General features: G+C 65.2%; 22 protein-coding genes and 1 tRNA gene. 7 read left to right on the top strand and 16 right to left on the bottom strand.

Going from position 1 to position 24,432, the window contains the following annotated elements:
* Positions 1 to 10: 10 nt before the first annotated feature.
* The gene (gene aceE, locus ACJ7Z0_RS26595; RefSeq protein ID WP_434792233.1) at positions 11 to 2,725 is read right to left on the bottom strand and encodes a pyruvate dehydrogenase (acetyl-transferring), homodimeric type; all 2,715 of its coding nucleotides are present in this window, start codon (positions 2,723 to 2,725) and stop codon (positions 11 to 13) included.
* A 215-nt stretch (positions 2,726 to 2,940) separates the two neighbouring features.
* On the opposite strand from aceE, the gene ACJ7Z0_RS26590 reads away from it, so the two are divergent.
* The 5 genes from ACJ7Z0_RS26590 (at position 2,941) to ACJ7Z0_RS26570 (ending at position 9,767) form a co-directional block, all read left to right on the top strand.
* The gene (locus ACJ7Z0_RS26590; RefSeq protein WP_431132036.1) at positions 2,941 to 5,484 is read left to right on the top strand and encodes a PAS domain-containing sensor histidine kinase; all 2,544 of its coding nucleotides are present in this window, start codon (positions 2,941 to 2,943) and stop codon (positions 5,482 to 5,484) included.
* Positions 5,481 to 6,110 carry a response regulator transcription factor gene (locus tag ACJ7Z0_RS26585; RefSeq protein ID WP_055796273.1) on the top strand — a complete coding sequence of 210 codons (630 nt, stop codon included), beginning with the start codon at positions 5,481 to 5,483 and terminating at the stop codon, positions 6,108 to 6,110. The genes ACJ7Z0_RS26590 and ACJ7Z0_RS26585 overlap by 4 nt, the downstream gene beginning before the upstream one ends.
* A 76-nt stretch (positions 6,111 to 6,186) precedes the next feature.
* Positions 6,187 to 7,038, top strand: a complete 852-nt coding sequence (gene folD / locus ACJ7Z0_RS26580) for a bifunctional methylenetetrahydrofolate dehydrogenase/methenyltetrahydrofolate cyclohydrolase FolD (RefSeq protein ID WP_434792232.1) — start codon at positions 6,187 to 6,189, stop codon at positions 7,036 to 7,038.
* A gap of 5 nt (positions 7,039 to 7,043) precedes the next feature.
* Positions 7,044 to 9,092, top strand: a complete 2,049-nt coding sequence (locus ACJ7Z0_RS26575) for a M3 family metallopeptidase (RefSeq protein ID WP_434792231.1) — start codon at positions 7,044 to 7,046, stop codon at positions 9,090 to 9,092.
* Between the two features lie 30 nt (positions 9,093 to 9,122).
* The gene (locus ACJ7Z0_RS26570) at positions 9,123 to 9,767 is read left to right on the top strand and encodes a glutaredoxin family protein (protein ID WP_434792230.1); all 645 of its coding nucleotides are present in this window, start codon (positions 9,123 to 9,125) and stop codon (positions 9,765 to 9,767) included.
* Positions 9,768 to 9,800: 33 nt separating this feature from the next.
* On the opposite strand, the gene rpiA is transcribed toward ACJ7Z0_RS26570, so the two are convergent.
* On the bottom strand, positions 9,801 to 10,520 hold the full coding sequence (gene rpiA, locus ACJ7Z0_RS26565) for a ribose-5-phosphate isomerase RpiA (RefSeq protein ID WP_434792229.1): 720 nt from the start codon (positions 10,518 to 10,520) through the stop codon (positions 9,801 to 9,803).
* 40 nt (positions 10,521 to 10,560) lie between these two features.
* On the opposite strand from rpiA, the gene ACJ7Z0_RS26560 reads away from it, so the two are divergent.
* Positions 10,561 to 11,646: a quinone-dependent dihydroorotate dehydrogenase gene (locus tag ACJ7Z0_RS26560; RefSeq protein ID WP_434792228.1), complete on the top strand. Its 1,086-nt coding sequence runs from the start codon at positions 10,561 to 10,563 to the stop codon at positions 11,644 to 11,646.
* Positions 11,647 to 11,677: 31 nt separating this feature from the next.
* Here the strand turns inward: ACJ7Z0_RS26560 and ACJ7Z0_RS26555 are convergent, their stop codons facing one another.
* From ACJ7Z0_RS26555 to uvrB, 14 genes are all read right to left on the bottom strand, one after another.
* Positions 11,678 to 12,406, bottom strand: a complete 729-nt coding sequence (locus tag ACJ7Z0_RS26555; RefSeq protein ID WP_434792227.1) for a phage holin family protein — start codon at positions 12,404 to 12,406, stop codon at positions 11,678 to 11,680.
* Positions 12,407 to 12,454: 48 nt separating this feature from the next.
* A complete protein-coding gene (locus ACJ7Z0_RS26550) occupies positions 12,455 to 12,751 on the bottom strand; it encodes a glycine zipper domain-containing protein (protein WP_055796254.1) in 297 nt (98 codons plus the stop codon).
* 143 nt (positions 12,752 to 12,894) lie between these two features.
* Entirely contained in the window at positions 12,895 to 13,998 is a 1,104-nt protein-coding gene (locus ACJ7Z0_RS26545; protein WP_434792226.1) for an NAD(P)/FAD-dependent oxidoreductase, read from the bottom strand.
* Between the two features lie 32 nt (positions 13,999 to 14,030).
* Positions 14,031 to 14,141: a stereocilin gene (locus ACJ7Z0_RS26540; protein ID WP_082517415.1), complete on the bottom strand. Its 111-nt coding sequence runs from the start codon at positions 14,139 to 14,141 to the stop codon at positions 14,031 to 14,033.
* Between the two features lie 190 nt (positions 14,142 to 14,331).
* Positions 14,332 to 14,406: transfer RNA gene (locus tag ACJ7Z0_RS26535), tRNA-Val, on the bottom strand.
* A gap of 79 nt (positions 14,407 to 14,485) precedes the next feature.
* Complete coding sequence (gene dnaQ / locus ACJ7Z0_RS26530; RefSeq protein ID WP_431132053.1) at positions 14,486 to 15,193, bottom strand: DNA polymerase III subunit epsilon; 708 nt, start codon at positions 15,191 to 15,193, stop codon at positions 14,486 to 14,488.
* A complete protein-coding gene (gene fdx / locus ACJ7Z0_RS26525) occupies positions 15,193 to 15,531 on the bottom strand; it encodes an ISC system 2Fe-2S type ferredoxin (RefSeq protein WP_434792225.1) in 339 nt (112 codons plus the stop codon). Before fdx ends, dnaQ begins: the two co-directional genes overlap by 1 nt.
* Positions 15,532 to 15,538: 7 nt before the next feature.
* A complete protein-coding gene (gene hscA / locus ACJ7Z0_RS26520) occupies positions 15,539 to 17,401 on the bottom strand; it encodes a Fe-S protein assembly chaperone HscA (RefSeq protein ID WP_434792224.1) in 1,863 nt (620 codons plus the stop codon).
* Positions 17,402 to 17,410: 9 nt separating this feature from the next.
* Entirely contained in the window at positions 17,411 to 17,929 is a 519-nt protein-coding gene (gene hscB, locus ACJ7Z0_RS26515; RefSeq protein WP_434792223.1) for a Fe-S protein assembly co-chaperone HscB, read from the bottom strand.
* Positions 17,930 to 18,058: 129 nt separating this feature from the next.
* A complete protein-coding gene (gene iscA, locus ACJ7Z0_RS26510) occupies positions 18,059 to 18,382 on the bottom strand; it encodes an iron-sulfur cluster assembly protein IscA (RefSeq protein ID WP_007828190.1) in 324 nt (107 codons plus the stop codon).
* Position 18,383: 1 nt separating this feature from the next.
* Positions 18,384 to 18,791, bottom strand: a complete 408-nt coding sequence (iscU, locus tag ACJ7Z0_RS26505; RefSeq protein ID WP_434792222.1) for a Fe-S cluster assembly scaffold IscU — start codon at positions 18,789 to 18,791, stop codon at positions 18,384 to 18,386.
* 59 nt (positions 18,792 to 18,850) lie between these two features.
* Positions 18,851 to 20,071: an IscS subfamily cysteine desulfurase gene (locus ACJ7Z0_RS26500; RefSeq protein ID WP_434792221.1), complete on the bottom strand. Its 1,221-nt coding sequence runs from the start codon at positions 20,069 to 20,071 to the stop codon at positions 18,851 to 18,853.
* An 89-nt stretch (positions 20,072 to 20,160) separates the two neighbouring features.
* Positions 20,161 to 20,697: a Fe-S cluster assembly transcriptional regulator IscR gene (iscR, locus tag ACJ7Z0_RS26495; protein WP_007828186.1), complete on the bottom strand. Its 537-nt coding sequence runs from the start codon at positions 20,695 to 20,697 to the stop codon at positions 20,161 to 20,163.
* Between the two features lie 236 nt (positions 20,698 to 20,933).
* The gene (gene uvrB / locus ACJ7Z0_RS26490; protein WP_434792220.1) at positions 20,934 to 23,051 is read right to left on the bottom strand and encodes an excinuclease ABC subunit UvrB; all 2,118 of its coding nucleotides are present in this window, start codon (positions 23,049 to 23,051) and stop codon (positions 20,934 to 20,936) included.
* Between the two features lie 105 nt (positions 23,052 to 23,156).
* On the opposite strand from uvrB, the gene ACJ7Z0_RS26485 reads away from it, so the two are divergent.
* Entirely contained in the window at positions 23,157 to 24,353 is a 1,197-nt protein-coding gene (locus ACJ7Z0_RS26485) for an amino acid aminotransferase (RefSeq protein WP_434792219.1), read from the top strand.
* Positions 24,354 to 24,432 lie beyond the last annotated feature (79 nt).

The raw sequence follows: 24,432 nt of genomic DNA, 5'->3' as shown, positions 1-24,432 counted from the left end.
TTGTTGATGTTCAGGCGTAAAGCGGGTTGACCTTGTCGACATTGATGCCGTACTTCTTGATCGCCTCGACCACCTTGGCCACCGGCACCGCACCGTCTTCGGAGAGCGCCTTGAGCGCGGCCACCACGATGTAGTGGCGGTTGACTTCGAAGTGCTCACGCAGCTTGCTGCGGAAATCGCTGCGACCGAAGCCATCGGTGCCCAACACCTTGTAGGTGCGGCCCTTCGGAATGAAGGGGCGGATCTGTTCCGCGTAGGCCTTCATGTAGTCGGTCGATGCCACCACCGGGCCGGTCGTGGGCGCGAGTTGCTCGGCCACGAAGGGCACGCGCGGCTCCTGGTCCGGGTGCAGCAGGTTCCAGCGGTCGGCGTCCTGGCCGTCGCGCGTCAGCTCGTTGAAGCTCGGGCAGCTCCACACGGAAGCCGACACGCCCCAGTCCTTCTCGAGCAGCTCTTGCGCGGCAAAGCTCTCGCGCAGGATGGTGCCGCTGCCCAGCAGTTGCACCGTGGGCGCCTTGGCCTTGAGCGCGGGGCCCTGCTTCGACAGGTACATGCCCTTGATGATCTGCTCTTCGGTGCCGGGCTGGAGGCCGGGCATCGGGTAGTTCTCGTTGAGCAGCGTCAGGTAGTAGTAGACGTTGTCCTGCTTCTCGACCATGCGCTTCAAGCCGTGGTGCAGGATCACGCCCACTTCATGCGCGAAGGTCGGGTCGTAGCTCACGCAGTTCGGGATCGTGTTGGCCAGGATGTGGCTGTGGCCGTCTTCATGCTGCAGGCCTTCGCCGTTCAGCGTGGTGCGCCCGGAGGTGCCGCCCAGCAGGAAGCCGCGCGCCTGCATGTCGCCGGCCGCCCAGGCCAGGTCGCCGATGCGCTGGAAGCCGAACATCGAGTAGTACACGTAGAACGGCACCATGATGCGGTTGTTGGTGCTGTACGACGTGGCCGCCGCGATCCAGCTCGACATGCCGCCGGCTTCGTTGATGCCTTCCTGCAGGATCTGGCCGGCCTTGTCTTCCTTGTAGTACATGACCTGGTCCTTGTCGACCGGGGTGTACTGCTGGCCTGCGGGGTTGTAGATGCCGATCTGGCGGAACAACCCTTCCATGCCGAAGGTGCGCGCTTCGTCCACCAGGATGGGGACGACGCGCGGGCCCAGCGCCTTGTCGCGCAAAAGCTGCGTGAGGAAGCGCACGTAGGCCTGCGTGGTCGAGATTTCGCGGCCATCGGCCGTGGGCTCCATCACCGACTTGAAGACATCGAGCGACGGCACCGTGAAGCTCTCGTCGGCCTTGGTGCGGCGGTGCGGCAGGTAGCCGCCGAGGGCCTTGCGGCGCTCGTGCAGGTACTTCATTTCTGGCGTGTCGTCGGCCGGCCTGTAGAACGGCAGGTCGGCAATCTGGCTGTCGGGGATCGGGATGTTGAAGCGGTCGCGGAAGGCCTTGATGTCCTCGTCGCCGAGCTTCTTGGTCTGGTGGACCGTGTTCTTGCCCTCGCCGATCTTGCCCATGCCGAAGCCCTTGACCGTCTTGATCAGGAGCACGGTCGGCTGGCCCTTGTGCTTCACGGCCGCGTCGAAGGCCGCGTAGACCTTCTGCGAATCGTGGCCGCCGCGTCGCAGCTGCCAGATGTCGTCGTCGCTCATCTTGGACACCATTTCGAGCGTGCGCGGATCGCGGCCGAAGAAGTGCTTGCGCACGTAGGCGCCATCGTTGGCCTTGAACGACTGGTAGTCGCCGTCATTGGTCTCCATCATGATCTTGCGCAGCGCACCTTCCTTGTCGCGTGCGATCAGCGGGTCCCAGCCGCTGCCCCAGATCAGCTTGAGGACGTTCCAGCCCGAACCGCGGAACTCGCCTTCGAGCTCCTGGATGATCTTGCCGTTGCCGCGCACCGGGCCGTCGAGGCGCTGCAGGTTGCAGTTGATGACGAAGATCAGGTTGTCCAGGCCTTCGCGCGCGGCCAGGCCGATGGCGCCCAGCGATTCGACCTCGTCCATCTCGCCGTCGCCGCAGAACACCCAGACCTTGCGGTTCTCGGTGTTGGCGATGCCGCGGGCATGCAGGTACTTGAGGAAGCGGGCCTGGTAGATGGCCATCAGCGGGCCCAGGCCCATCGACACCGTGGGGAACTGCCAGAACTCGGGCATCAGCTTCGGATGCGGGTAGCTGGACAGGCCCTTGCCGTCCACTTCCTGGCGGAAGTTGAGCAATTGCTCTTCGCTCAGGCGCCCTTCGAGGTAGGCGCGGGCATAGATGCCGGGCGAAACGTGGCCCTGGATGTACAGGCAGTCGCCACCGTGGTTTTCGCTCTCGGCATGCCAGAAGTGGTTGAAGCCGGCGCCGAACATGTTGGCCAGCGAAGCAAAGGAGCCGATGTGACCGCCCAGGTCGCCGCCTTCGGGCGGATGATGGCGGTTGGCCTTGACCACCATGGCCATGGCGTTCCAGCGCATGTAGGCGCGCAGGCGCTCCTCGATCTCGAGGTTGCCGGGGCAACGCTCTTCCTGATCGGGCTCCAGGGTGTTGACGTAGGCGGTATTGGCGGAGAACGGCTTGTCGATGCTGTGCTGCCGCGCATGCTCGAGCAATTGCTCCAGAAGAAAGTGAGCCCGCTCAGGCCCCTCGCTTTGAATCACGGAGGACAGTGCATCCATCCATTCACGGGTTTCCTGGGCGTCCGCGTCGTTCGCGGCCGAGCCGAACAGGTTCTCTGGATTTGCCGACATGCTTGTCTCTCCTTTTAGGGCTGTGGCTGTAATTTAGTGCGCTCTGCAATAAACGCGGGCGAGTTTCGCACAGAAATTCCGATATTTCAAATGGCGCATGATGATTTCTTAATGTGATATTTTAAAACAGACCTATCTGGCGGCCAACCGTGCCGCAACCAGTGTCACTGCAGCATTTCACTTATCGCGCAAGGGGCATCCCCTAAACTCGCAAGATGCCTTTTCCCTCTCCGCTGGCGGCGGCCCGCAGCGCCGTGAATGTGTCGCTCCTCTCGTGGTGGCGCCGCTGGTGGCGCCGGCAGACACCGGTGCTGCAGGACGCCGTCGCCATGCTCGCGCCGATCGCGGCGGTGCTGCTGTTTCTCGCCGCCATCGTCTCGTCGTTCTGGTATCTGCGCACCGAAGAGGTCGAGCGCGAGCAGGAGTCGGTGCGGCGCGACGTCGAGTACGCCCAGCAGCGCATGCGCCTGCGCCTCCTTGAACGCCAGGAGCAGCTGATGCGCATCGCGCGCGACGCCTCGAACCGGGAGATCGATCCGGTCGAGTTCGCGAGCCGGGCCGAATCGCTGGTGAGCCAGTTTCCCGAGTTGCAGACCGTCGCCTGGATCGACGACCGGCGCCGCTTCAAGGCCGGCTACTCCGCGCCGAGCGTGCATCCCGCCCAGCAGCACCTGATCGGCGACGTGCTTCGCCCGGGCGACATCGAGAGCAACTACGCGCTGGCGCGCGAGCTGCGCCAGCCGGTTTTCTCGCAGCCGATCGCCGGCGGCGATCCCACGGCCATGTTGCAGCTGCACATTCCGCTTTTCGACCAGGGCCTGTTCGCGGGCGTGGTGCTGGGCGAGTTCTCGGTCGACGGCCTGCTGCGCTACGGCATGCCCTCGGAAGTGCAAGCGCGCTATGCCGTTTCGCTGCTCGATGCCAAGGGCAACGTGATCGCGGGCAACACCACCGCCAGCACCAGGGAGAGCGGCACGCGGCTCTTGCCCTGGTCCGAGAGAACCAACGAATACGAAGTGCCGGTGTCGCCCGTCGGCAACGCGCTGGTGCTGCGGGCCCAGGCCTACCGTACCTCGCAGGGGGTGGTCGGCAATGGCCTCTTCTGGCTGGTCTGCGCGCTCAGCGTGCTGACGAGCTGGATGCTGATCGGCACCTGGCGCCACACCCGGCGGCGCCAGCAGGCCCAGCAGCGGCTGGTGGCCGAGACCAATTTCCGGCGCGCCATGGAAAACTCCATGCTCACCGGCATGCGCGTGCTCGACTTGCAGGGCCGCATCACCTACGTGAACGCCGCTTTCTGCGCCATGACGGGCTGGAGCGAGGCCGAGCTGGTGGGGCAATCGCCGCCCTTCCCCTACTGGCTGGAATCGGACCGCGAGGTCATGAACGAGCGCCTCGAAGAAGAACTGCACGGGCGCGCCCTGCCCGGCGGCTTCCAGGTGCGCGTGAAACGCAAGAACGGGAGCGTGTTCAACGCCCGGCTCTATGTGTCGCCGCTGATCGACGCGCGCGGCCACCAGACCGGATGGATGACGTCGATGACCGACATCACCGAGCCCACGCGCATCCGCGAGCAGTTGTCGGCGTCTTACGAGCGCTTCACCACAGTGCTAGAGGCGCTCGATGCCGCGGTGTCGGTGGCGCCCATCGGCAGCGAGGAACTGCTGTTCGCGAACAAGCTGTACCGGCTTTGGTTCGGCTCCGACACCGTGGGCCACCTGGGCATGGTGGCGCAAGCCGGCGTGCCCGCCTCCAATGCACACGACGAGGGCTTGGACGACGTCGACCCCTACGCCGGCCTGCCGATCGATACCCTGACCGCCGCCCAGACCGCCAACAACGAGATCTTCGTGCCGCACCTGGGCAAATGGCTCGAGGTGCGTTCGCGCTACCTCACATGGGTCGACGGCCGGCTCGCCCAGCTGGTGATTGCCACCGACATCACGCCGCGGCGCGACGCCGAAGAGCAGGCGGCCGCGCAGGCCGACCGCGCCCAGGCCGCGAGCCGCCTGATCACGATGGGCGAGATGGCCTCCAGCGTGGCGCACGAACTCAACCAGCCGCTGACGGCCATCACCAACTACTGCAACGGGATGATGTCGCGCATCAAGGGCCAGGCGATCGACTCCGACGCGCTGCTCGCGGCGCTGGAAAAAACCTCGAAGCAGGCGCAGCGCGCGGGCCAGATCATCCAGCGCATCCGCTCCTTCGTGAAGCGCAGCGAGCCCAACCGCACCGCCGCCGACGTCGCCACCATGGTGAGCGAGGCGGTCGAGCTCGCGGGCATCGAGCTGCGCCGGCGCAACGTGCGGCTCAACCACTACGTGGCGGCCCGTCTGCCGGTGGTGCAGGTGGACCCGATCCTGATCGAGCAGGTGATGGTCAACCTGCTGAAGAACGCAGCCGAGGCGATCGACATTGCCGAGCGCCCCCTGGCGCGCCGGAGCGTCGAGCTGCGCGTGCTGCCGAAGGTGATCGAGGGCCACAACGCCATCGAATTCTCGGTGCAGGACACCGGCAAGGGCCTGGCGCCCGAAGTGATGGACCGGCTGTATGAAGCATTTTTCTCTACCAAGCCGGAAGGCATGGGCATCGGGTTGAACCTTTGCCGCACCATCGTCGAGTCGCATCGCGGGCGCATGCAGGCGGAGAACATCTACAATGGCCCGGATGTGATCGGATGCCGTTTTTCCTTCTGGATTCCGGTGTTGGATGCTCCCAGTTCCGTAGCAAGCGACGAGGCAAAGGTACCTGCATGAGTTTGATTCCGAAGAAGGGCACTGTCTATGTCGTCGACGACGACGAGGCGGTACGAGATTCGCTGCAATGGCTGCTCGAAGGCAAGGACTACAGGGTCCGCTGTTTCGATTCCGCCGAGTCCTTTCTTTCCCGATACGACCCGCGCGAAGTCGCTTGTCTGATCGTCGACATCCGCATGGCCGGGATGACGGGCCTCGAACTGCAGGATCGGCTGATCGAGCGGCGCTCCCCGCTGCCCATCGTGGTGATCACCGGCCACGGCGACGTGCCGATGGCTGTCGACAGCATGAAGAAGGGCGCCATGGATTTCATCCAGAAGCCGTTCAACGACGAAGAACTTGTCACGCTGGTCGAGCGCATGCTCGAGCATGCGCGCGGTGCCTTCACCCAGCACCAGCAATCGGCCAGCCGCGACGCGCTGCTGTCCAAGCTCACCGGCCGCGAAGCCCAGGTGCTCGAGCGCATCGTGGCCGGCCGCCTGAACAAGCAGATTGCCGACGACCTGGGCATCAGCATCAAGACGGTCGAGGCGCACCGCGCCAACATCATGGAAAAGCTCAACGCCAACACCGTGGCCGATCTGCTCAAGATCGCCCTCGGGCAGGCGGCGCCCTCCAAGGCCTAGAAGCTATCGTCCCGATAGCAATACATGTCCACCACGCCTGCGCAAGCGGGCGTTTTTACTTGGAAAATCGAAACCGATGACCGCCCAACTGATCGACGGCAACGCCCTCGCAAAAACCATCCGCGCCGAGGTCGCCGGCCGTACCGCGGCACTGAAGGCCAGCGGCGTGAACCCGGCCCTCTCCATCATCCTCGTCGGTGAGGATCCGGCCAGCCAGGTCTATACGAAGCACAAGGTCAACGACAGCACCGAAACCGGGCTGCAAGCCACGCTGGAACGCTATCCCGCCGACATGAGCGAGGCCGAACTGCTGGCCCGCATTCGCGCCCTCAACGACGACCCGCTGGTGCACGGAATCCTGGTGCAACTGCCGCTGCCCAAGCACATGGACAGCCAGAAAGTCATCGAGACGATCTCGCCGGCCAAGGACGTGGACGGTTTTCACGTGGCCAGCGCCGGCGCGCTGATGACCGGTGCGCCCGGCTTCTGGCCCTGCACGCCGTATGGCTGCATGAAGATGCTCGAATCCATCGGCTACGACCTGCGCGGCAAGCATGCGGTGGTCATCGGCCGCAGCAACATCGTCGGCAAGCCCATGGCCATGATGCTGCTGGCCAAGAACGCCACCGTGACCATCTGCCACAGCGCCACCCAGGACTTGGCCGCCATCACGCGCCAGGCCGACGTGGTGGTTGCCGCGGTCGGCAAGCGCAACATTCTCACGGCCGACATGGTGAAGCCCGGTGCGGTCGTGATCGACGTGGGCATGAACCGCAAGGAAGACGGCAAGCTCGCGGGCGACGTCGACTTCGACGGCGTGAAGGAAGTGGCCAGCTGGATCACCCCCGTGCCCGGCGGCGTCGGCCCCATGACCCGCGCGATGCTGCTCGCCAACACCCTTGAAGCTGCGGAACGCGCCGCAAAGTGATCTCCATGACCAACCCCCTCCTCGATTTCGCCGATCTCCCGCTGTTCGACCGCATCAAGCCCGAGCACGTTGCGCCTGCGGTCGACATCTTGCTGGCCGATGCGGAGGCGGCGCTGCAGACCGTCACCGCGGCTGACTTTCCAGCCGACTGGAATGCGATTTCCAAGGTGCTCGACGTGGCGTCCGAACGCTTCAGCCGCGCCTGGGGTGCGGTTGGCCACCTCAACGCCGTAGCCGATACGCCGGAGCTGCGCGCCGCCTACAACGAGGCCATGCCGCGCGTTACGGCGTTCTGGACCCGTCTGGGCTCGGACGAGCGCCTGTATGCAAAGTACAAGGCCATCGACGTAGCCACCCTCAACACCGAGCAGCGCCAGGCGCATCGCAATGCGGTGCGCAACTTCGTGCTCGGCGGCGCGGAACTGCAGGGCGACGCGAAGAAGCGCTTTGCCGACATCCAGGAACGGCAGGCCGAGCTGAGCCAGAAATTCAGCGAGAACGCACTCGACGCCACCGACGCCTTCTCCTATTACGCAGCGCTGGGCGAGCTCGACGGCGTGCCGGAAGACGTGATTGGCGCGGCGCGCGCGGCCGCCGAAGCCGAAGGCAAGCAAGGCTACAAGCTCACGCTCAAGATGCCCTGCTATTTGCCCGTGATGCAGTTTGCCAAGAGCAGCGCGCTGCGCGAAACGCTCTACCGCGCGTACGTCACGCGCGCCAGCGAACTCGGCGATCCGGCCTTCGACAACACGGCGCTGATCAGCGAGATTCTTGCGCTGCGGGAAGAAGAAGCAAAGCTGCTCGGCTACAAGAATTTCGGCGAACTCTCGGTCGTGCCCAAGATGGCGGAATCGCCCGAGCAGGTGGTCAAGTTCCTGCGCGACCTCGCGGCCAAGGCCAAGCCCTATGGCGAACGCGACCTGGCCGATCTGCGCGTGTTCGCGTCGGAACAACTGAGCATCACCGATCCGCAAGCCTGGGACTGGAGCTACATCGGCGAGAAGCTGAAGGAGGCGCGCTATGCCTTCAGCGAGCAGGAGGTGAAGCAGTATTTCCCGGCACCCAAGGTGATGGCCGGCCTGTTCAAGATCGTCGAGACGCTCTTCGAGGTGTCCATTCGCCGCGACAGCGCGCCCACGTGGCATCCGAGCGTCGAGTTCTATCGCATCGAGCGGGCCGGCCAGAAGGTGGGTCAGTTCTACCTGGACCCATCGGCCCGTGCCGCCAAGCGCGGCGGCGCCTGGATGGACGACGTGCGCGCGCGCTGGCTGCGGCCGGACGATGGCGCGCTGCAAACGCCGGTGGCGCAGCTCGTGTGCAACTTCGCGAGCGGTGTGGACGGCAAGCCGCCGCTGCTCACGCACGACGACGTGACCACCCTCTTCCACGAATTCGGCCACGGCCTGCACCACATGCTCACGCAGGTGAACGAGCGCGACGTCTCGGGCATCAGCGGCGTCGAGTGGGACGCCGTCGAGCTGCCGAGCCAGTTCATGGAAAACTTCTGCTGGGAGTGGGACGTGCTTACGCACATGACGGCCCACGTCGATACCGGCGAGCCGCTGCCGCGCGCGCTGTTCGACAAGATGACCGCCGCCAAGAACTTCCAGAGCGGCCTGCAGACGCTGCGCCAGATCGAGTTCTCGCTGTTCGACATGCTGCTGCACACCGAATACCAGGCAGCCACCGCGCAGCCGGGCGGTGTGCTCGCGCTGCTCGGCAAGGTGCGCGCCGAGGTGGCCGTGATGCCCTCGCCGCCCTTCAGTCGCACGCCCAACACCTTCAGCCACATCTTCTCGGGCGGCTACGCGGCCGGCTACTACAGCTACAAGTGGGCCGAGGTGCTGAGCGCCGACGCCTATGCGGCCTTCGAGGAAACCGTGGGCGCCGACGGCCAGCCGAACATCGAAACCGGCCGCCGTTACCGCCAGGCCATTCTCGAAGCGGGCGGCAGCCGCAGCGCCATGGATTCGTTCAAGGCCTTCCGCGGCCGCGAGCCGCAGCTTGATGCATTGCTGCGACACCAGGGCATGGCCGAGGCCCAGCCCGCTTGATGCGGGCCTGAAGCTTGCGATACTCGGGCGATGCCTTCGATCCACAAGAAATTTCCCTTGCATCGCCTGTCCGCCACCGCCCTGCTGCTGATTGCCGCGGGTGCCATAGCCCAGCCGATCTATCGCAACGTCGACAAGAACGGCAAAGTCACTTTCTCCGACCGCGCGCCCACCGCCAGCACCGAACCGGCCGCCGGGCCGCAGGCCGCCAGCGCGCCGCCCGCCAACGCCGGCCTGCCCTATGAGTTGCGGCAGGTGGCGCAGCGCTATCCCGTCACCCTGTACAGCGGCGAGGAATGCGCGCCTTGCAGCACCGCCCGCTCGATGCTCACCACGCGCGGCGTCCCCTTCGAGGAGCGCACCGTCAAGAGCAACCAGGACGTCGAGGCCCTGCAGCGGCTGACCGCCCAGGCTTCGCTGCCGCTGCTGACGATCGGTGCGCAGCAGCTCAAGGGTTTCTCCGACGCCGAATGGTCGCAATACCTCGATGCCGCGGGCTACCCGAAGAGCAACAGCCTGCCTGCCGGCTACCGCAATCCGCCGGCCCGTCCGTTGGTTGCGCAGCAGGCGGCACCCGCTGCGCCCGAGGCAGCACCTCCGGCGCCTGCGCCGCAGCAGGCCGCGCCCGCTCCCAGTGGCCCGAGCCCGAGCAATCCAGCGGGCATCAAGTTCTGAGCGGCCGCCGGGCCTTTGCTGCCAAAGGCTTTTTCAGTCGAACTGCATGGTTTGCACGCCGGAAGGCGTGCCGAGCAGGCACACGTCGGCCTTCTGGCGCGCGAACACGCCGACCGTGACCACGCCGGGCCACTGGCTCACCTCGGATTCGAAAGCCAGCGGATCGCTGATCCGCAGCCCCGTCACGTCGACGATGTGCTGACCGTTGTCCGTCACGAGCGGCAGGCCGTCTTTTTCCCGCACTTGCGCAATGCCGCCCATGGCCTCGAACTGGCGCATCACGCGGCGCGCCGCCATCGGAATCACCTCCACGGGGAGCGGAAAGGCGCCGAGCGTATCGACCAGCTTGGACGCATCGGCAATGCAGACGAAGCGCCGCGACTGCGCCGCGACGATCTTTTCGCGCGTGAGCGCCGCGCCGCCGCCCTTCACCATGAAGCCGCGGTGGTCGATTTCGTCGGCGCCGTCGATGTAGACGCCGAGCTCCTCGACCTCGTTGCTGTCGAACACCGGAATGCCGAGCGCGCGCAGGCGTTCGGTCGAAGCCACTGAGCTGGACACCGCGCCCTTGATCTGGTCCTTGATCGTGGCCAGCGCGTCGATGAACTTGTTCACGGTCGAGCCGGTGCCCACGCCGACGATTTCACCCTTCACCACGTAGGCCAGCGCGGCGCGGCCAACCTGGGCCTTGAGCTCGTCCTGAGAGATGGCGGCGGCGCCGGGAGCGGAAGAAGGAGAAACGGGTGCGGTCATCGCGGAGAATCCTTGGCTCATTGAAGTCGAGAATTATCCGATGCTCCTGCTCCCCTCTTCGCTCTACGGCCTGGCCCGGCCCTTTCTGTTCGGCTTCGACCCGGAGCACGCCCACGAACTCACGCTCGACGGCCTGGCCCGCACGCAGAACACGCCGCTGGCCTGCGCCTACGCCGCGCCGCGCATCGATGACCCGGTTACGCTCGCCGGGCTGGAGTTTCCGAATCGCGTCGGGCTGGCGGCCGGGCTCGACAAGAACGCCCGCTGCATCGACGCTTTTGCCGCCATGGGCTTCGGCTTCGTCGAAGTCGGCACCGTGACGCCCAAGGCGCAGCCGGGCAACCCCAAGCCGCGCATGTTCCGTCTGCCGCAGCGCGATGCGCTCATCAACCGGCTCGGCTTCAACAACGAAGGGCTCGATGCCTTTCTCGCCAACGTGCAGAAGGCCCGCTTTCGCAAGAACGGCGGCGGCAGCGCCGGCAAGAAGCCGATGCTGCTCGGGCTCAACATCGGGAAGAACGCCACCACGCCCATCGAGCGCGCGGTCGACGACTACCTGGCTTGCCTGGACGGCGTGTATGCGCATGCCGACTACGTGACCATCAATATCTCGAGCCCCAACACGGCCAACCTGCGGACGCTGCAAAGCGACGAGGCGCTCGATGCCCTGCTGGGTGCCATCGCCGAGCGCCGCCATGCGCTGGCCGAACGCAGCCGCCGGCGCGTGCCGCTGTTCGTGAAGATCGCTCCCGATCTCGACGAAAACCAGGTCGCCGTGATTGCCGCCACGCTGCAGCGCCACGGCATGGACGGCGTGATTGCCACCAACACCACGCTGGCGCGTGACGCGGTGGCGGGCCTGCCGCATGCCGGCGAAGCGGGCGGACTCTCGGGCGCGCCGGTGCGCGAAGCCAGCAACCGCGTGATTGCGCAGCTGCGGGCCGCCCTGGGGCCGGGTTTTCCGATCATCGGGGTTGGCGGCATCCTGAGCGCGGCCGATGCCAAGGCCAAGATTGCCGCGGGCGCCGACGTGGTGCAGATCTACACCGGCCTCATCTACCGCGGCCCGGCCCTTGTGCGCGAAGCGGCCCAGGCGCTGCTGCAGCAAAGCCGCAGCGCCGCCTGAGCCTTCGTTCGCTTCTTTTTTCTCTTCTCTCTCAGCGCATGCGCCAGAGCACTGGCGCAATGAACGCCGCCCAGCGCAGCAGCCGCCTGGGACGGATCACCACCACGGCCACCGCGGCCACCACGCCTGTGGCAACCGGGTGCTCCCGCGCGATGCGCAATGCCGCGGCGGCAGCCGACTCGTCGGTCGGAGGCGCTTCGGAAGAAGAGCCCCCTGCTGCGCCTGCAGACTGCTGCGCCGCGCCTGCGCCCTGCATCGTGGCGATGCGTTCGCGCTGGCGATCCATGCGCGCGAGCAGCTCTTCGCGCGTGGCTGGCCGCGGCGGGCGCGGCGCTTCCTCGTCCTGGTCTGGATCCTTGCCGAGTCCGAAGCTGTCCTGAACCCAGGCCCAGTCGCGTTCAAACTCGTGCCGCGCCGGCATGAAGCTGTTCGAGGCATTGCGAAGGCTCAGGTACAGGCCCGATGCGGCGCCCAGCCAAAGCACGATCCACACGCCAGCAACGGCCCACGCCGCCGCGATGCGGTGAGGCGTTTCCCAGAAATGCACCACCACCGCCATCGACAGCAAGGCCACAGCCACCGTGGTCAGGCCGAGCACGGCAACCACCAAGACGAGCATCAGCTTGAGGCGCTGCTTCTCGTCCTCCCAGGCCATGCGCAGCAACTGCACACGGTCTTCGGCGGCCAGCGCGCCTTCGGCCGCAGCAATCCGCAGCCGTCGCAGACGGGCGTCGAGCCCGAACAGGGACAGCAACCTCATGCGCCGGCTCCCGCTCGGCGGTGGACGACGCGGCAGTGTGCGTTCAGGTCAGCGGCGGCCAAGCAGCAAACCCACCAGCACGCCGACGGCCAGCGCTGCGCCGGCAATCTGCCACGGTTCGTCGTGGGCGTAGGCGTTGGCACTGTTGGCCGCTTCACGGGCCTTCTGGGCTGCAAGCTTGCTCTTCTCTGCCGCAAGCTCGCGCGCAATGGCGAGCTTGGTGTCGATGCGCTGACGCAGCGCCTTGATGTGGGGAACCGAATCCAGGTCCTTGCTGGCCAGCACGCCGCGCACGTCGCTCGCGATGTCTTCGGCTGCCGCTTCGATGTTGTTGGATGCACTCATTGGAATCTTTCCTCCGTGATGACACCGGCACCGCGCCGGCGGCTTCACGCCAGCTAATGGCGTGGTGTCATGTTACAGGCACAAAAGCCCCTCGTGCGCGACAGTTCTGCAGACTTCTGCACGCGGGGCCCGCATTGCTTCCGTCAGCTGCCGTCGAGCAAGCTTGCGACGTAGCGCCCGATGGCAAGGCTGCTCGTGAGCCCGGGCGACTCGATGCCGAAGAGATTGACCAGGCCGCGCACGCCATGCGCCTTTGGCCCCTCGATCATGAAGTCGCGCGCGGGTTCGCCCGGACCCGAGATCTTGGGCCGCATGCCCGCGTAGCCGGGAATCAGCCCGCCATCGGGCAAGGCCGGCCAATACTTGCGCACCTCGGCGTAGAAGCCGTCGCCGCGTGCCGGGTCCACCACTAGGTCGTCGGCCGACTGCACCCATTGCACGTCGGGCCCGAACTTGGCCTGCCCGCCCAGGTCGATGGTCAGGTGCACGCCCAGTCCGCCCGGTTCGGGGACCGGATAGACGAGCCGGCTGAAAGGCGCACGGCCCGACAGGGTGAAATAGCTGCCCTTGGCGAAGTAGGCGGTCGGTATGGCGGTGGTGGGCAAGCCTTCGAACCGCCTGGCGAGGTCAGGGGCGCCAAGGCCCGCCGCATTGACCACGGTGTTGCAGCGCAATGCCGTCCCGTCTTCCGCGACCAGGACGATGGCGTCCGTGCCGCATTCCGCCCGCGCGATGGGTGACTTGAGCGCCAGCATGCCGCCCGCGTTCTCCACGTCGCCCAAGAGGCTCAGCATCAGTGCGTGGCTGTCGACGATGCCGGTACTCGGCGAATGCAGCGCCGCTTCGCAATGCAGCTGCGGCTCCATCGCCATGGCCTGCTGCGCCGTCAGCAGCACGAGGTCGTCGACGCCGTTGGCGGCCGCCTTGGCGCGGATGGTTTCAAGCTCGCCCACCTGCTCAGGCGAAGTCGCCACGATGAGCTTGCCGCAGCGCCGGTGCGGCACGCCTCGCTCCGCCGCGTAGGCATAGAGCGCCTGCTTGCCCTCGACGCAAAGGCGGGCCTTGAGCGAACCTTGCGGATAGTAGATGCCCGCGTGAATCACCTCGCTGTTGCGCGAACTGGTGCCCGTGCCGATGGCACCTTCCGCCTCCAGCACCACCACTTCACGGCCTGCGAGCGCCAACGCGCGCGCCACGGCCAAGCCCACCACTCCGCCGCCGATGACGGCGCAATCAAGTTCATCCATGGCGCGAGCTTATCGCGGCTCGCGCGCCGGATTCACGACGTGGTGGGAGGAGGCTCGGGATCGGTCGGGTCGTCCGGCGGCGTGCTCGGCCCTTCGTCGGGTTCCACGGGCAGGTCGGGCGGGATGTCGGGATGAGTGGCCATGATCGGTCTCCTTCCCGGTGGGTATACGCGCTCCGCCAGCAAATTGAGCCGGTGCGAGACGGCAGCTGGCGTCAGCACGAGCCGACAGTTGAAGGGAGCCGCGCATGTGCCGCCTTGCCGGAGCGAAAAGGCAGCGCACAAAACAAAAAGCGACCTGGGCAATCCAAGTCGCTGTTCATTTCGAGGAAATTGGTGGGCGGTGGAGGTTTCGAACCTCCGACCCCAGCAGTGTGAATGCTGTGCTCTACCCCTGAGCTAACCGCCCTGCAAACCCCTTGGCGCCGCAGTTGCAGTGCCTTGGAATTAATCGCGTTGCGCGAAGCCTTCGATTATGCCACAGCATTTCAGCCGTTTTGGCGAAACAGCGTGCGTCCGTTGCTGGATTTGTCGAGCTGCGACAACAGCGCTTCGTGTGCCGCAAGCTCCTGTTCGCCCGCCAGGATCACCGGCAGGTCGAACTGGCTCAGGTCGATGGTGACGACGGTGGTGCCCTGCGCCGGCTCGCTGGACGACACGTCGATCAAGAGCGCATCCTGGCCGCGCGTGAGGTTGATGTAGACGTCGGCCAGCAGCTGCGCGTCGAGCTTGGCGCCGTGGAAGGTGCGGTTCGAGCGATCGACGCCGAAGCGGTCGCACAGCGCGTCCAGCGAATTGCGCTTGCCCGGGTAGACCTGCTTGGCCATGGCCAGCGTGTCGGTCACTTCGCCGACGAAGCTGCGCAGCGGGGGCAGGCCTGCGAGCTCGAGCTCCTTGTTGAGAAAGCCGACGTCGAAGGCCGCGTTGTGAATGATCAGTTCGGCGCCGCGCAGGTATTCGACGATGTCGTTGGCCAGCGTGGCGAACTTCGGCTTGTCGCGCAGGAAGTCGGTCGTCAGGCCGTGCACCTTGAGCGCGTCTTCATGGCTCTCGCGCTCGGGGTTGAAGTAGATGTGCAGGTCGTTGCCGGTGAGCTTGCGCGCGAACAGCTCCACGCAGCCAAGCTCGATGACGCGGTCGCCGTTCTCGGCGGAAAGGCCGGTGGTTTCAGTATCGAGGACGATCTGGCGCGACATCAGTGATTTTCCTTGGCGTGGTTGATCGAGTACTTGGGAATCTCAATCGTCACGTCTTGCTGCGCCAGGATGGCCTGGCAGCTGAGGCGCGATTGTGGCTCCAGGCCCCAGGCGCGGTCGAGCAGGTCTTCTTCGCCCTCCTCGGCTTCGTTCAGCGAACTGAACCCCTGGCGCACGATGACGTGGCAGGTGGTGCAGGCGCAGCTCATCTCGCACGCATGCTCGATGTTGATGTGGTTCTCCAGCAGCGCCTCGCAGATCGAGGTGCCGGCCGGCGCCGTGATTTCTGCACCCGTCGGGCAGTATTCCGGATGCGGAAATATCTTGATGGTGGGCATGTAGTTCTTAGAGGGATTCGACCTTGCGGCCCGACAACGCGCGCGCAATGCCCGCGTTCATGCGCTGGGCGGCAAAAGCTTCGGTGTCGTTGGCCAGGGCCTTGGTGGCCGCCTCGATGGCCGCCGCGTCGTTGCTGCCCTTCGCGGCCTCGCGCAGCCTCGCCATCGATGCATCGATGACCGCACGCTCCTGTTCGCCCAGCAGATCGCCGTCGGCGTTGAGCGCGCTCTGCGTGGCGAGCAGCATGCGCTCGGCATCGACGCGCGCCTCGACGAGCGCACGCGCCTGCATGTCCTGCTGCGCGGTGGAAAAGCTCTCCTGCAGCATGGTCGCGATCTGGTCGTCCGAGAGCCCGTACGAAGGCTTGACGGTAACGCTGGCCTCGACGCCGCTGCCCTGCTCCTTGGCGCTGACGCTCAGCAAGCCATCGGCATCGACAGTGAAGGTCACGCGGATGCGCGCCGCACCCGCCGCCATCGGCGGAATGCCGCGCAGCGTGAAGCGCGCGAGGCTGCGGCAGTCGGCCACCAGGTCGCGCTCGCCCTGCACCACGTGCAGCGCCAGGGCCGTCTGGCCGTCCTGGTAGGTGGTGAAGTCCTGCGCCATCGCGGTCGGGATGGTCTGGTTGCGCGGCACGATGCGCTCGACCAGGCCGCCCATGGTCTCGATGCCCAGCGACAGCGGAATCACGTCGAGCAGCAGCAGATCGCCCGCGCCGTTGTTGCCGGCCAGCTGGTTGGCCTGGATGGCGGCGCCGAGCGCCACGACTTCGTCGGGGTTCAGGTTGACCAAGGGCTCGCGCCCGAAGAACTCGGCCACGGCGCGGCGGATCTGGGGCATGCGCGTGGAACCGCCCACCAGCACTATGCCCTTCAGATCGTCGGGCTTGAGCCTGGCGTCGCGCAGCGCCTTGCGAACCGATGCAATCGTGCGGTCGGTGAGCGCCTTGGTGGCGGCGTCGAACTGATGGCGTGTGAGTTCGAATTGAATCGCCCCGCCTGCAAGCTCCGCACGGAAGGTGGTCGACTCGGTCTCGGTCAGCGCCTCTTTCGCGGCACGTGCGGCCACGAGCATGGCGGCCTTGTCGTTGTCGCTGCCGACTTCGAGGCCGGTCTGCGCGAGCACGAAGCCGGCCAGCGCGTGGTCGTAGTCGTCGCCGCCCAGGGCCGAGTCGCCACCGGTGGCGATCACTTCGAACACACCCTGCGTCAGCCGCAGGATCGAGATGTCGAAAGTGCCGCCGCCCAGGTCGTAGACCGCATAGACGCCCTCACTTGCGTTGTCCAGGCCGTAGGCGATGGCAGCGGCCGTGGGTTCGCTGATGAGCCGCAGCACGTTGAGGCCCGCGAGCTGCGCGGCATCCTTGGTGGCTTGGCGCTGGCCTTCGTCGAAGTAGGCCGGCACGGTGATGACGGCGCCGTAGAGCTCGTCGTCGAAGGTGTCTTCGGCGCGGAAGCGCAGCGTCGCCAGGATTTCGGCGCTGATCTCGACCGGCGACTTCTCGCCCGCGAGGGTCTGCACCTTCACCATGCCGCCCTCGCTGCCATCGATGTGATACGACATCGATTCACGGTTCGAAATGTCGGCGAGCCCGCGGCCCATGAGCCGCTTGACCGAGGTGATAGTGTTGGCGGGGTCTTGCCCGCGCGCCGCCACGGCGTCGAAGCCGATCTGCCGGCGGTCGCCCTCCAGGTAGCGCACGGCCGAAGGCAGCAGCACGCGGCCCTGGTCGTCGGGCAGGCATTCGGCCACGCCGTTGCGCACCGCGGCCACCAGCGAATGCGTGGTGCCGAGGTCGATGCCCACGGCAATGCGGCGCTGATGCGGATCGGGCGCCTGGCCGGGTTCGGAAATCTGTAGAAGAGCCATATATAAGGCCTATTGTCCCAACTGATCGAACCTGGCTTCGACGTCCTGCCCGAAACGCTCAATGAACATGAGGGCTCTCACCTGCTGCGCGGCAGCGGGATAGTCGCCCTTCTCGTCGATCAGCCAGTCGAGCGAGGACAGCGCGCGGGCGCGGCCGGCTTCGACCTCGGCCTGCAGCTTCTCGATCGCCGCGATGTCGCCGGCGTCGTCGAGCTCCTCGCGCCATTCCATCTGCTGCATCAGGAAGTCGGGTGGCATGGCCGTGTTGTTCTCGCTATTCAGCGGCGCGCCGTTGAGTTCGCAGATGTAGCTGGCACGCCGGATCGGGTCCTTGAGCCGCTGATAGGCCTCGTTGATGCGCACCGACCACTGCATGGCCACGCGCTGCGCCGCGGCGCCTTGCGCGGCAAAGCGGTCCGGATGGGCCTCCCGCTGCAGCTCTTTCCAGCGCGCGTCGAGAGCGGCGCGGTCCTGCGCGAAAGTGGCCGGGACGGCGAACAGTTGAAAGTCGGTGTCGTTCAGGTTCATCAGACTGCCTGCGCCCCCTCGCGGAGCAGTGAGGACACAAAGTGCCGAACGTGGGGGCTCATATGGATCAAGAAAAAACCGCCAGCACATGACATGGTGGCGGCTGTTGTCGCGGTCAGCGACAGTGCATCAGATGCGAAAACTTTCCCCGCAGCCGCAACGGTCGCGTTCGTTCGGGTTGATGAACTTGAAGCCTTCGTTCAAGCCTTCGCGCACGAAGTCGAGCTGCGTGCCGTCGATGTAAGCCAGGCTCTTCGGATCGACCAGGACTTTCACGCCATGGTCTTCGAACACCACGTCTTCGGGCGTGAACTCGTCCACGTACTCGAGCTTGTAGGCAAGGCCGGAGCAGCCGGTGGTCTTCACGCCCAGCCGCACACCCACGCCCTTGCCTCGTTTGCCAAGGTAGCGGGTGACGTGGCGCGCAGCGGCTTCGGTCAGCGTGACGGCCATCTCAGTGAACAGCTTCGGCGGTCTTGGCGCCGTGCTTGGCCTTGTAGTCGCTCACGGCCGCCTTGATGGCGTCTTCCGCGAGGATCGAGCAGTGGATCTTGACCGGCGGCAGCGCCAGTTCTTCGGCGATTTGCGCGTTCTTGAGCGCAGCCGCTTCGTCGAGCGTCTTGCCCTTGACCCATTCGGTCACGAGCGAGGACGAGGCGATGGCGGAACCGCAGCCGTAGGTCTTGAAGCGCGCGTCTTCGATCACGCCGGTTTCGGGGTTGACCTTGATCTGCAGCTTCATGACGTCGCCGCAGGCCGGCGCGCCGACCATGCCGGTGCCGACGGAATCGTCGCCCTTTTCGAAGGAGCCGACGTTGCGTGGATTTTCGTAGTGGTCGATGACCTTGGAAGAATATGCCATGGTGTACCTCTCAAACTTTGTTCAATCGTGGAGCGCTGGTGGGCCAGTACGTCAATGCGTCAGTGGGCCGACCACTGGATCGTGCTGATGTCGACGCCGTCCTGGAACATCTCCCACAAGGGGCTCAGCTCGCGCAGCTTGGCAACGTTGTGCTTGATGGTCGAGATGGCGTAGTCGATTTCTTCCTCGGTCGTGAAACGGCCGATGGTCATGCGAAGGCTGCTGTGGGCCAGTTCGTCGCTGCGGCCCAGGGCGCGCAGCACGTAGCTGGGCTCCAGGCTGGCCGACGTGCAGGCCGAACCCGACGACACCGCCAGGCCCTTGATGCCCATGATCAGCGACTCGCCTTCGACGTAGTTGAAGCTCATGTTCAGGTTGTGCGGCACACGCTGCGCGAGGTCGCCGTTGATGAACACCTGCTCGACATCCTTCAGGCCGTCGAGCAGACGCTTCTGCAGTCGGGCAGCATGGGCGATGTCGTCCTTCATTTCGAGCTTGGCGATGCGATAGGCCTCGCCCATGCCGACAATCTGGTGCGTGGGCAAGGTGCCCGAACGCATGCCGCGCTCGTGGCCACCGCCGTGCATCTGCGCTTCGAGGCGGATCCGCGGCTTGCGGCGCACATACAGCGCGCCGATGCCCTTCGGGCCGTAGGTCTTGTGCGAAGCGAGGCTCATCAGGTCGATGGGCAGCTTCGTGATATCGATGTCGATCTTGCCGGTGGCCTGGGCCGAGTCGACGTGAAAAATCACACCCTTCTCACGGCAGACGTTGCCCAGCGCGACCACGTCCTGAATCACGCCGATTTCGTTGTTCACGAACAGCACGCTGGCCAGGATGGTGTCGGGACGGAGCGCGGCCTTGAACTTCTCCAGGTCGACGAGGCCGTTTTCCTCGACGTCGAGGTAGGTCACTTCGAAGCCCTGGCGCTCGAGTTCGCGCATGGTGTCGAGCACGGCCTTGTGCTCGGTCTTCAGGGTGATCAGGTGCTTGCCCTTGCCCTTGTAGAAATGGGCCGCGCCTTTGAGCGCCAGATTGATCGACTCGGTGGCACCCGACGTCCAGACGATTTCGCGCGGATCTGCGCTGATCAGGTCGGCCACCTGGCCGCGCGCCTTCTCGACCGCCTCTTCAGCCTCCCAGCCCCAGGCATGGCTGCGCGATGCCGGGTTGCCGAAATGCTCGCGCAACCAGGGAATCATGGCGTCGACCACACGCGGGTCAACCGGCGTGGTGGCGCCGTAATCGAGGTAGATCGGGAAATGAGGAGTGACGTCCATGGCTGGCTCGGGCTGGCGTGGGGGTTGTTTCTTTGGTCTGGGCGGCTTTTCGCAGCAGCGCCCGAAGGCGCCGCCTGCGACAGAGGGCATCAGGACTTCGCGAACGCGTTGCCCAGGGCAAACACCGAATTCGGCGCATTCACGCGAATCGGCTTGACCACGGGCTGCGCGGAAATGGCGCGCTTGACGACCGGCTTGTTCTCGATCTGAACGCCCTTGGCGATCTGGTCGTCGACCAGCTTCTGCAGCGTGACGGAATCGAGAAACTCGACCATGCGCTGGTTCAGCGACGCCCAGAGCTCGTGCGTCATGCAGCGGCCGGCTTCGCCGAGGCAGTTTTCCTTGCCACCGCACTGCGTGGCATCGATGGGCTCATCGACGGAAACAATGATGTCTGCGACGGTGATATCGGCTGCCTTGCGACCCAGGCTGTAGCCGCCGCCGGGGCCGCGGGTCGATTCGACCAACTCGTGACGGCGCAATTTGCCGAACAGCTGCTCGAGATACGACAATGAAATTTGCTGCCGCTGGCTGATCGCAGCCAGCGTGACCGGACCGGTGTTCTGACGCAACGCCAGATCGATCATTGCCGTGACCGCAAAACGGCCTTTGGTAGTGAGACGCATCGCAAGCTCCTTCAAGTGCTTACCGTTGAAATGACACCGTGGCACGGGGGGCCGCGGTGACTTCGTCTCCGCCCTGCCCGACCCCTGATGCTGGTGAACCAGTCAGTGGGATCGGTCCTTCATCGCGAAGTTCTTTTTTCTTGTTGTTGAGTGTTTCGGTCAAGTATAGCAGAAGGCCCTGGAGTTTGCTCGGGTAAACCCCAGCGAAAACCCCTTGAAGAAACCGAAACCCCGTCCTACGACGGCAACACAGCGATATTGTCCCCGCCGGAGGCGCCAAACGCCTGCTCACGCAGCAGCGCCAACTGGTCGCGCACCCGCGCCGCCTTCTCGAACTCGAGATTGCGGGCGTGCTCGAGCATGAGCTTTTCGAGCCGCTTGATTTCCCGGGCAATGTCCTTTTCGCTCATGTCCTCGACCTTGGCGCGTTCCAGGTCGAGCTTGGCCATTTCCTTGCCGGTTTTTTCGCTGTAGACGCCGTCGATCAGGTCGCGGACCTGCTTGACGATGCTGCGCGGGGTGATGCCGTTGGCCTCGTTGTGGGCAATTTGCCGGGCGCGGCGGCGCTCGGTTTCGTCGATGGCCTTCTTCATCGAGTCGGTCATCCGGTCGGCGTACAGAATGGCCTTGCCGCTCAGGTTCCGCGCCGCCCGGCCGATGGTCTGGATCAGCGAGCGCTCGGCGCGCAGAAAGCCTTCCTTGTCGGCATCGAGGATGGCCACCAGCGACACCTCGGGAATGTCCAGGCCTTCGCGCAGCAGGTTGATGCCTACCAGCACGTCGAAGGTGCCCAGCCGCAGGTCGCGCAAAATCTCCACCCGCTCGACCGTGTCGACGTCACTGTGCAGGTAGCGCACCTTCACGCCGTTGTCGCCCAGGTAGTCTGTCAGCTGCTCGGCCATGCGCTTGGTCAGCGTGGTGATGAGCACGCGCTCGTTTTTCTCGACGCGGATGCGGATCTCGCCCAGCACGTCGTCCACCTGGTGCGTGGCGGGACGCACCTCGACCTCGGGGTCGATCAGGCCGGTTGGCCGCACCAGCTGCTCGACCACGTTGCCGGCGTGGTCCTTTTCGTACTGCGCCGGGGTGGCCGAAACGAAGATCGCCTGCCGCATGCGCGTCTCGAACTCCTCGAACTTGAGCGGCCGGTTGTCCATCGCGCTCGGCAGGCGAAAGCCGTACTCGACCAGCGTGGTCTTGCGCGCCCGGTCACCGCTGTACATGGCGTTGAGCTGGCCGATCATCTGGTGGCTCTCGTCGAGGAACATCAGCGCGTCCTTCGGCAGGTAGTCGGTCAGCGTGGCCGGTGGGTCGCCCGGCGCGGCGCCCGAGAGGTGGCGCGAGTAGTTCTCGATGCCCTTGCAGTGGCCGATCTCGGCCAGCATTTCCAGGTCGAAGCGGGTGCGCTGCTCCAGCCGCTGCGCCTCCACCAGCTTGCCCTGGCTGACGAATTCCTTGAGCCGCTCGGCCAGCTCGATCTTGATGGTTTCCACGGCGCCCAGCACCTTGTCGCGCGGCGTCACGTAGTGGCTCGACGGGTACACCGTGAAGCGCGGAATCTTCTGGCGGATGCGGCCCGTGAGCGGGTCGAACAGCTGCAGCGTCTCGATCTCGTCGTCGAACAGCTCGATCCGGATCGCCAGTTCGCTGTGCTCGGCCGGAAACACGTCGATGGTGTCGCCGCGCACGCGGAAGGTGCCGCGGGAAAAATCCTGCTCGTTGCGGGTGTACTGCATGCGAATCAGCCGCCCGATCACGTCGCGCTGGCCGATCTTGTCGCCCACCCGCATGATGAAACGCATCTGCGTGTAGTCCTCGGGCGTGCCGATGCCGTAGATGGCGCTCACCGTGGCCACGATGACCGTGTCGCGCCGCTCCAGCACGCTCTTGGTGGCCGACAGCCGCATCTGCTCGATGTGCTCGTTGATGGACGAGTCTTTCTCGATGAACAGGTCCCGCTGGGGCACGTAGGCCTCGGGCTGGTAGTAGTCGTAGTAGCTGACGAAATACTCGACCGCGTTCTTCGGGAAAAACTCGCGAAACTCGCTGTAGAGCTGCGCCGCCAGCGTCTTGTTGGGGGCAAACACGATGGCCGGGCGTCCCAGCCGGGCAATCACGTTGGCCATGGTGAAGGTCTTGCCGGATCCGGTGACCCCCAGCAGCGTCTGGAACACCTCGCCGTCCAGCACGCCCTCGACCAGCCCGTCAATCGCCTTCGGCTGGTCGCCGGCGGGCGGATAGGGCTGGAAAAGTTCGAAAGGCGAACCCGGATATTTGATGAATTCGCCCTGTTTTGCCGGACCGATCGGGTCCAGTTTCTTCAGGTCTGCTATGGCTTCGTTGTTCTCTGGCATGGCTGTTCCCGACAGGTGGCGGTAGCGCCGGTAAAATTCAAGGCAACCGGAAAGGATAAAGCCTCCTCCGGTTGCCAGCGAAGCTTTCATCCAAAGGACCTTTCCATGTCTATGTTCACCGCGGTCGAAATGGCACCGCGCGACCCGATCCTCGGCCTCAACGAGCAGTTTGCAGCCGACACCAACCCCAACAAGGTCAACCTCGGCGTCGGCGTCTATTACGACGACAACGGCAAGCTGCCCCTGCTCCAGTGCGTGCAGGCCGCCGAACAGAACATGATGAAAGCGCCCTCGGCGCGTGGCTACCTGCCGATCGACGGCATCGTGGCGTACGACAACGCGGTCAAGGGCCTGGTCTTCGGCGTCGACAGCGAACCTGTGCAATCGGGCCGCGTGGCCACGATCCAGGCCATCGGCGGCACCGGCGGCCTCAAGGTCGGCGCCGACTTTCTCAAGAAGCTCAACCCCAACGCCAAGGTGCTGATCAGCGACCCGAGCTGGGAAAACCACCGCGCCCTGTTCACCAACGCGGGCTTCGAGGTCGAAAGCTACCCCTACTACGACGCCGCCAGCCGCGGCATCAACTTCGACGGCATGCTGGCCGCCCTGAACGCGGCGCCGGCCGGCACCATCGTCGTGCTGCATGCCTGCTGCCACAACCCGACCGGCTACGACATCACGTCCGAGCAGTGGGACCAGGTCGTCGCCACCGTCAAGGCCAAAAATCTCGTCCCCTTCCTCGACATGGCCTACCAGGGCTTCGGTTACGGCCTCAAGGAAGACGGCGCCGCGGTTGCCAAGTTCGTCGACGCCGGCCTGACCTTCTTCGTCTCGACCTCGTTCTCGAAGAGCTTCAGCCTCTACGGCGAGCGCGTGGGCGCCCTGTCGGTGCTGTGCGAAAGCAAGGAAGAAGCCGGCCGCGTGCTCTCGCAGCTCAAGATCGCGATCCGCACCAACTACAGCAACCCGCCGATCCACGGCGGCGCCGTGGTTGCCGCGGTGCTCGGCAACCCCGAACTGCGCGCCCTCTGGGAAAAGGAACTCGGCGAAATGCGCGTGCGCATCAAGGCCATGCGCCAGAAGCTGGTCGACGGCCTCAAGGCCGCCGGCGTGAAGGAAGACATGAGCTTCATCACCACGCAAATCGGCATGTTCAGCTACTCGGGCCTCAGCAAGGACCAGATGGTGCGCCTGCGCAACGAATTTGGCGTGTACGGCACCGACACCGGCCGCATGTGCGTGGCCGCGCTCAACAGCAAGAACATCGACTACGTCTGCGCCTCGATTGCCAAGGTCATCTGACTGTCAGGAAAATGTGAGGGAATGCGTTTCGCGACAATTCCTTCACATTTGGTGAAAACGTAAGCCCTGCGGTGGAATC

It is taken from the genome of Variovorax palleresanus (assembly GCF_051144945.1).
Classification (GTDB): Bacteria; Pseudomonadota; Gammaproteobacteria; order Burkholderiales; family Burkholderiaceae_C; genus Variovorax; species Variovorax paradoxus_S.
This window is presented reverse-complemented; position numbering and strand designations above follow the sequence as displayed.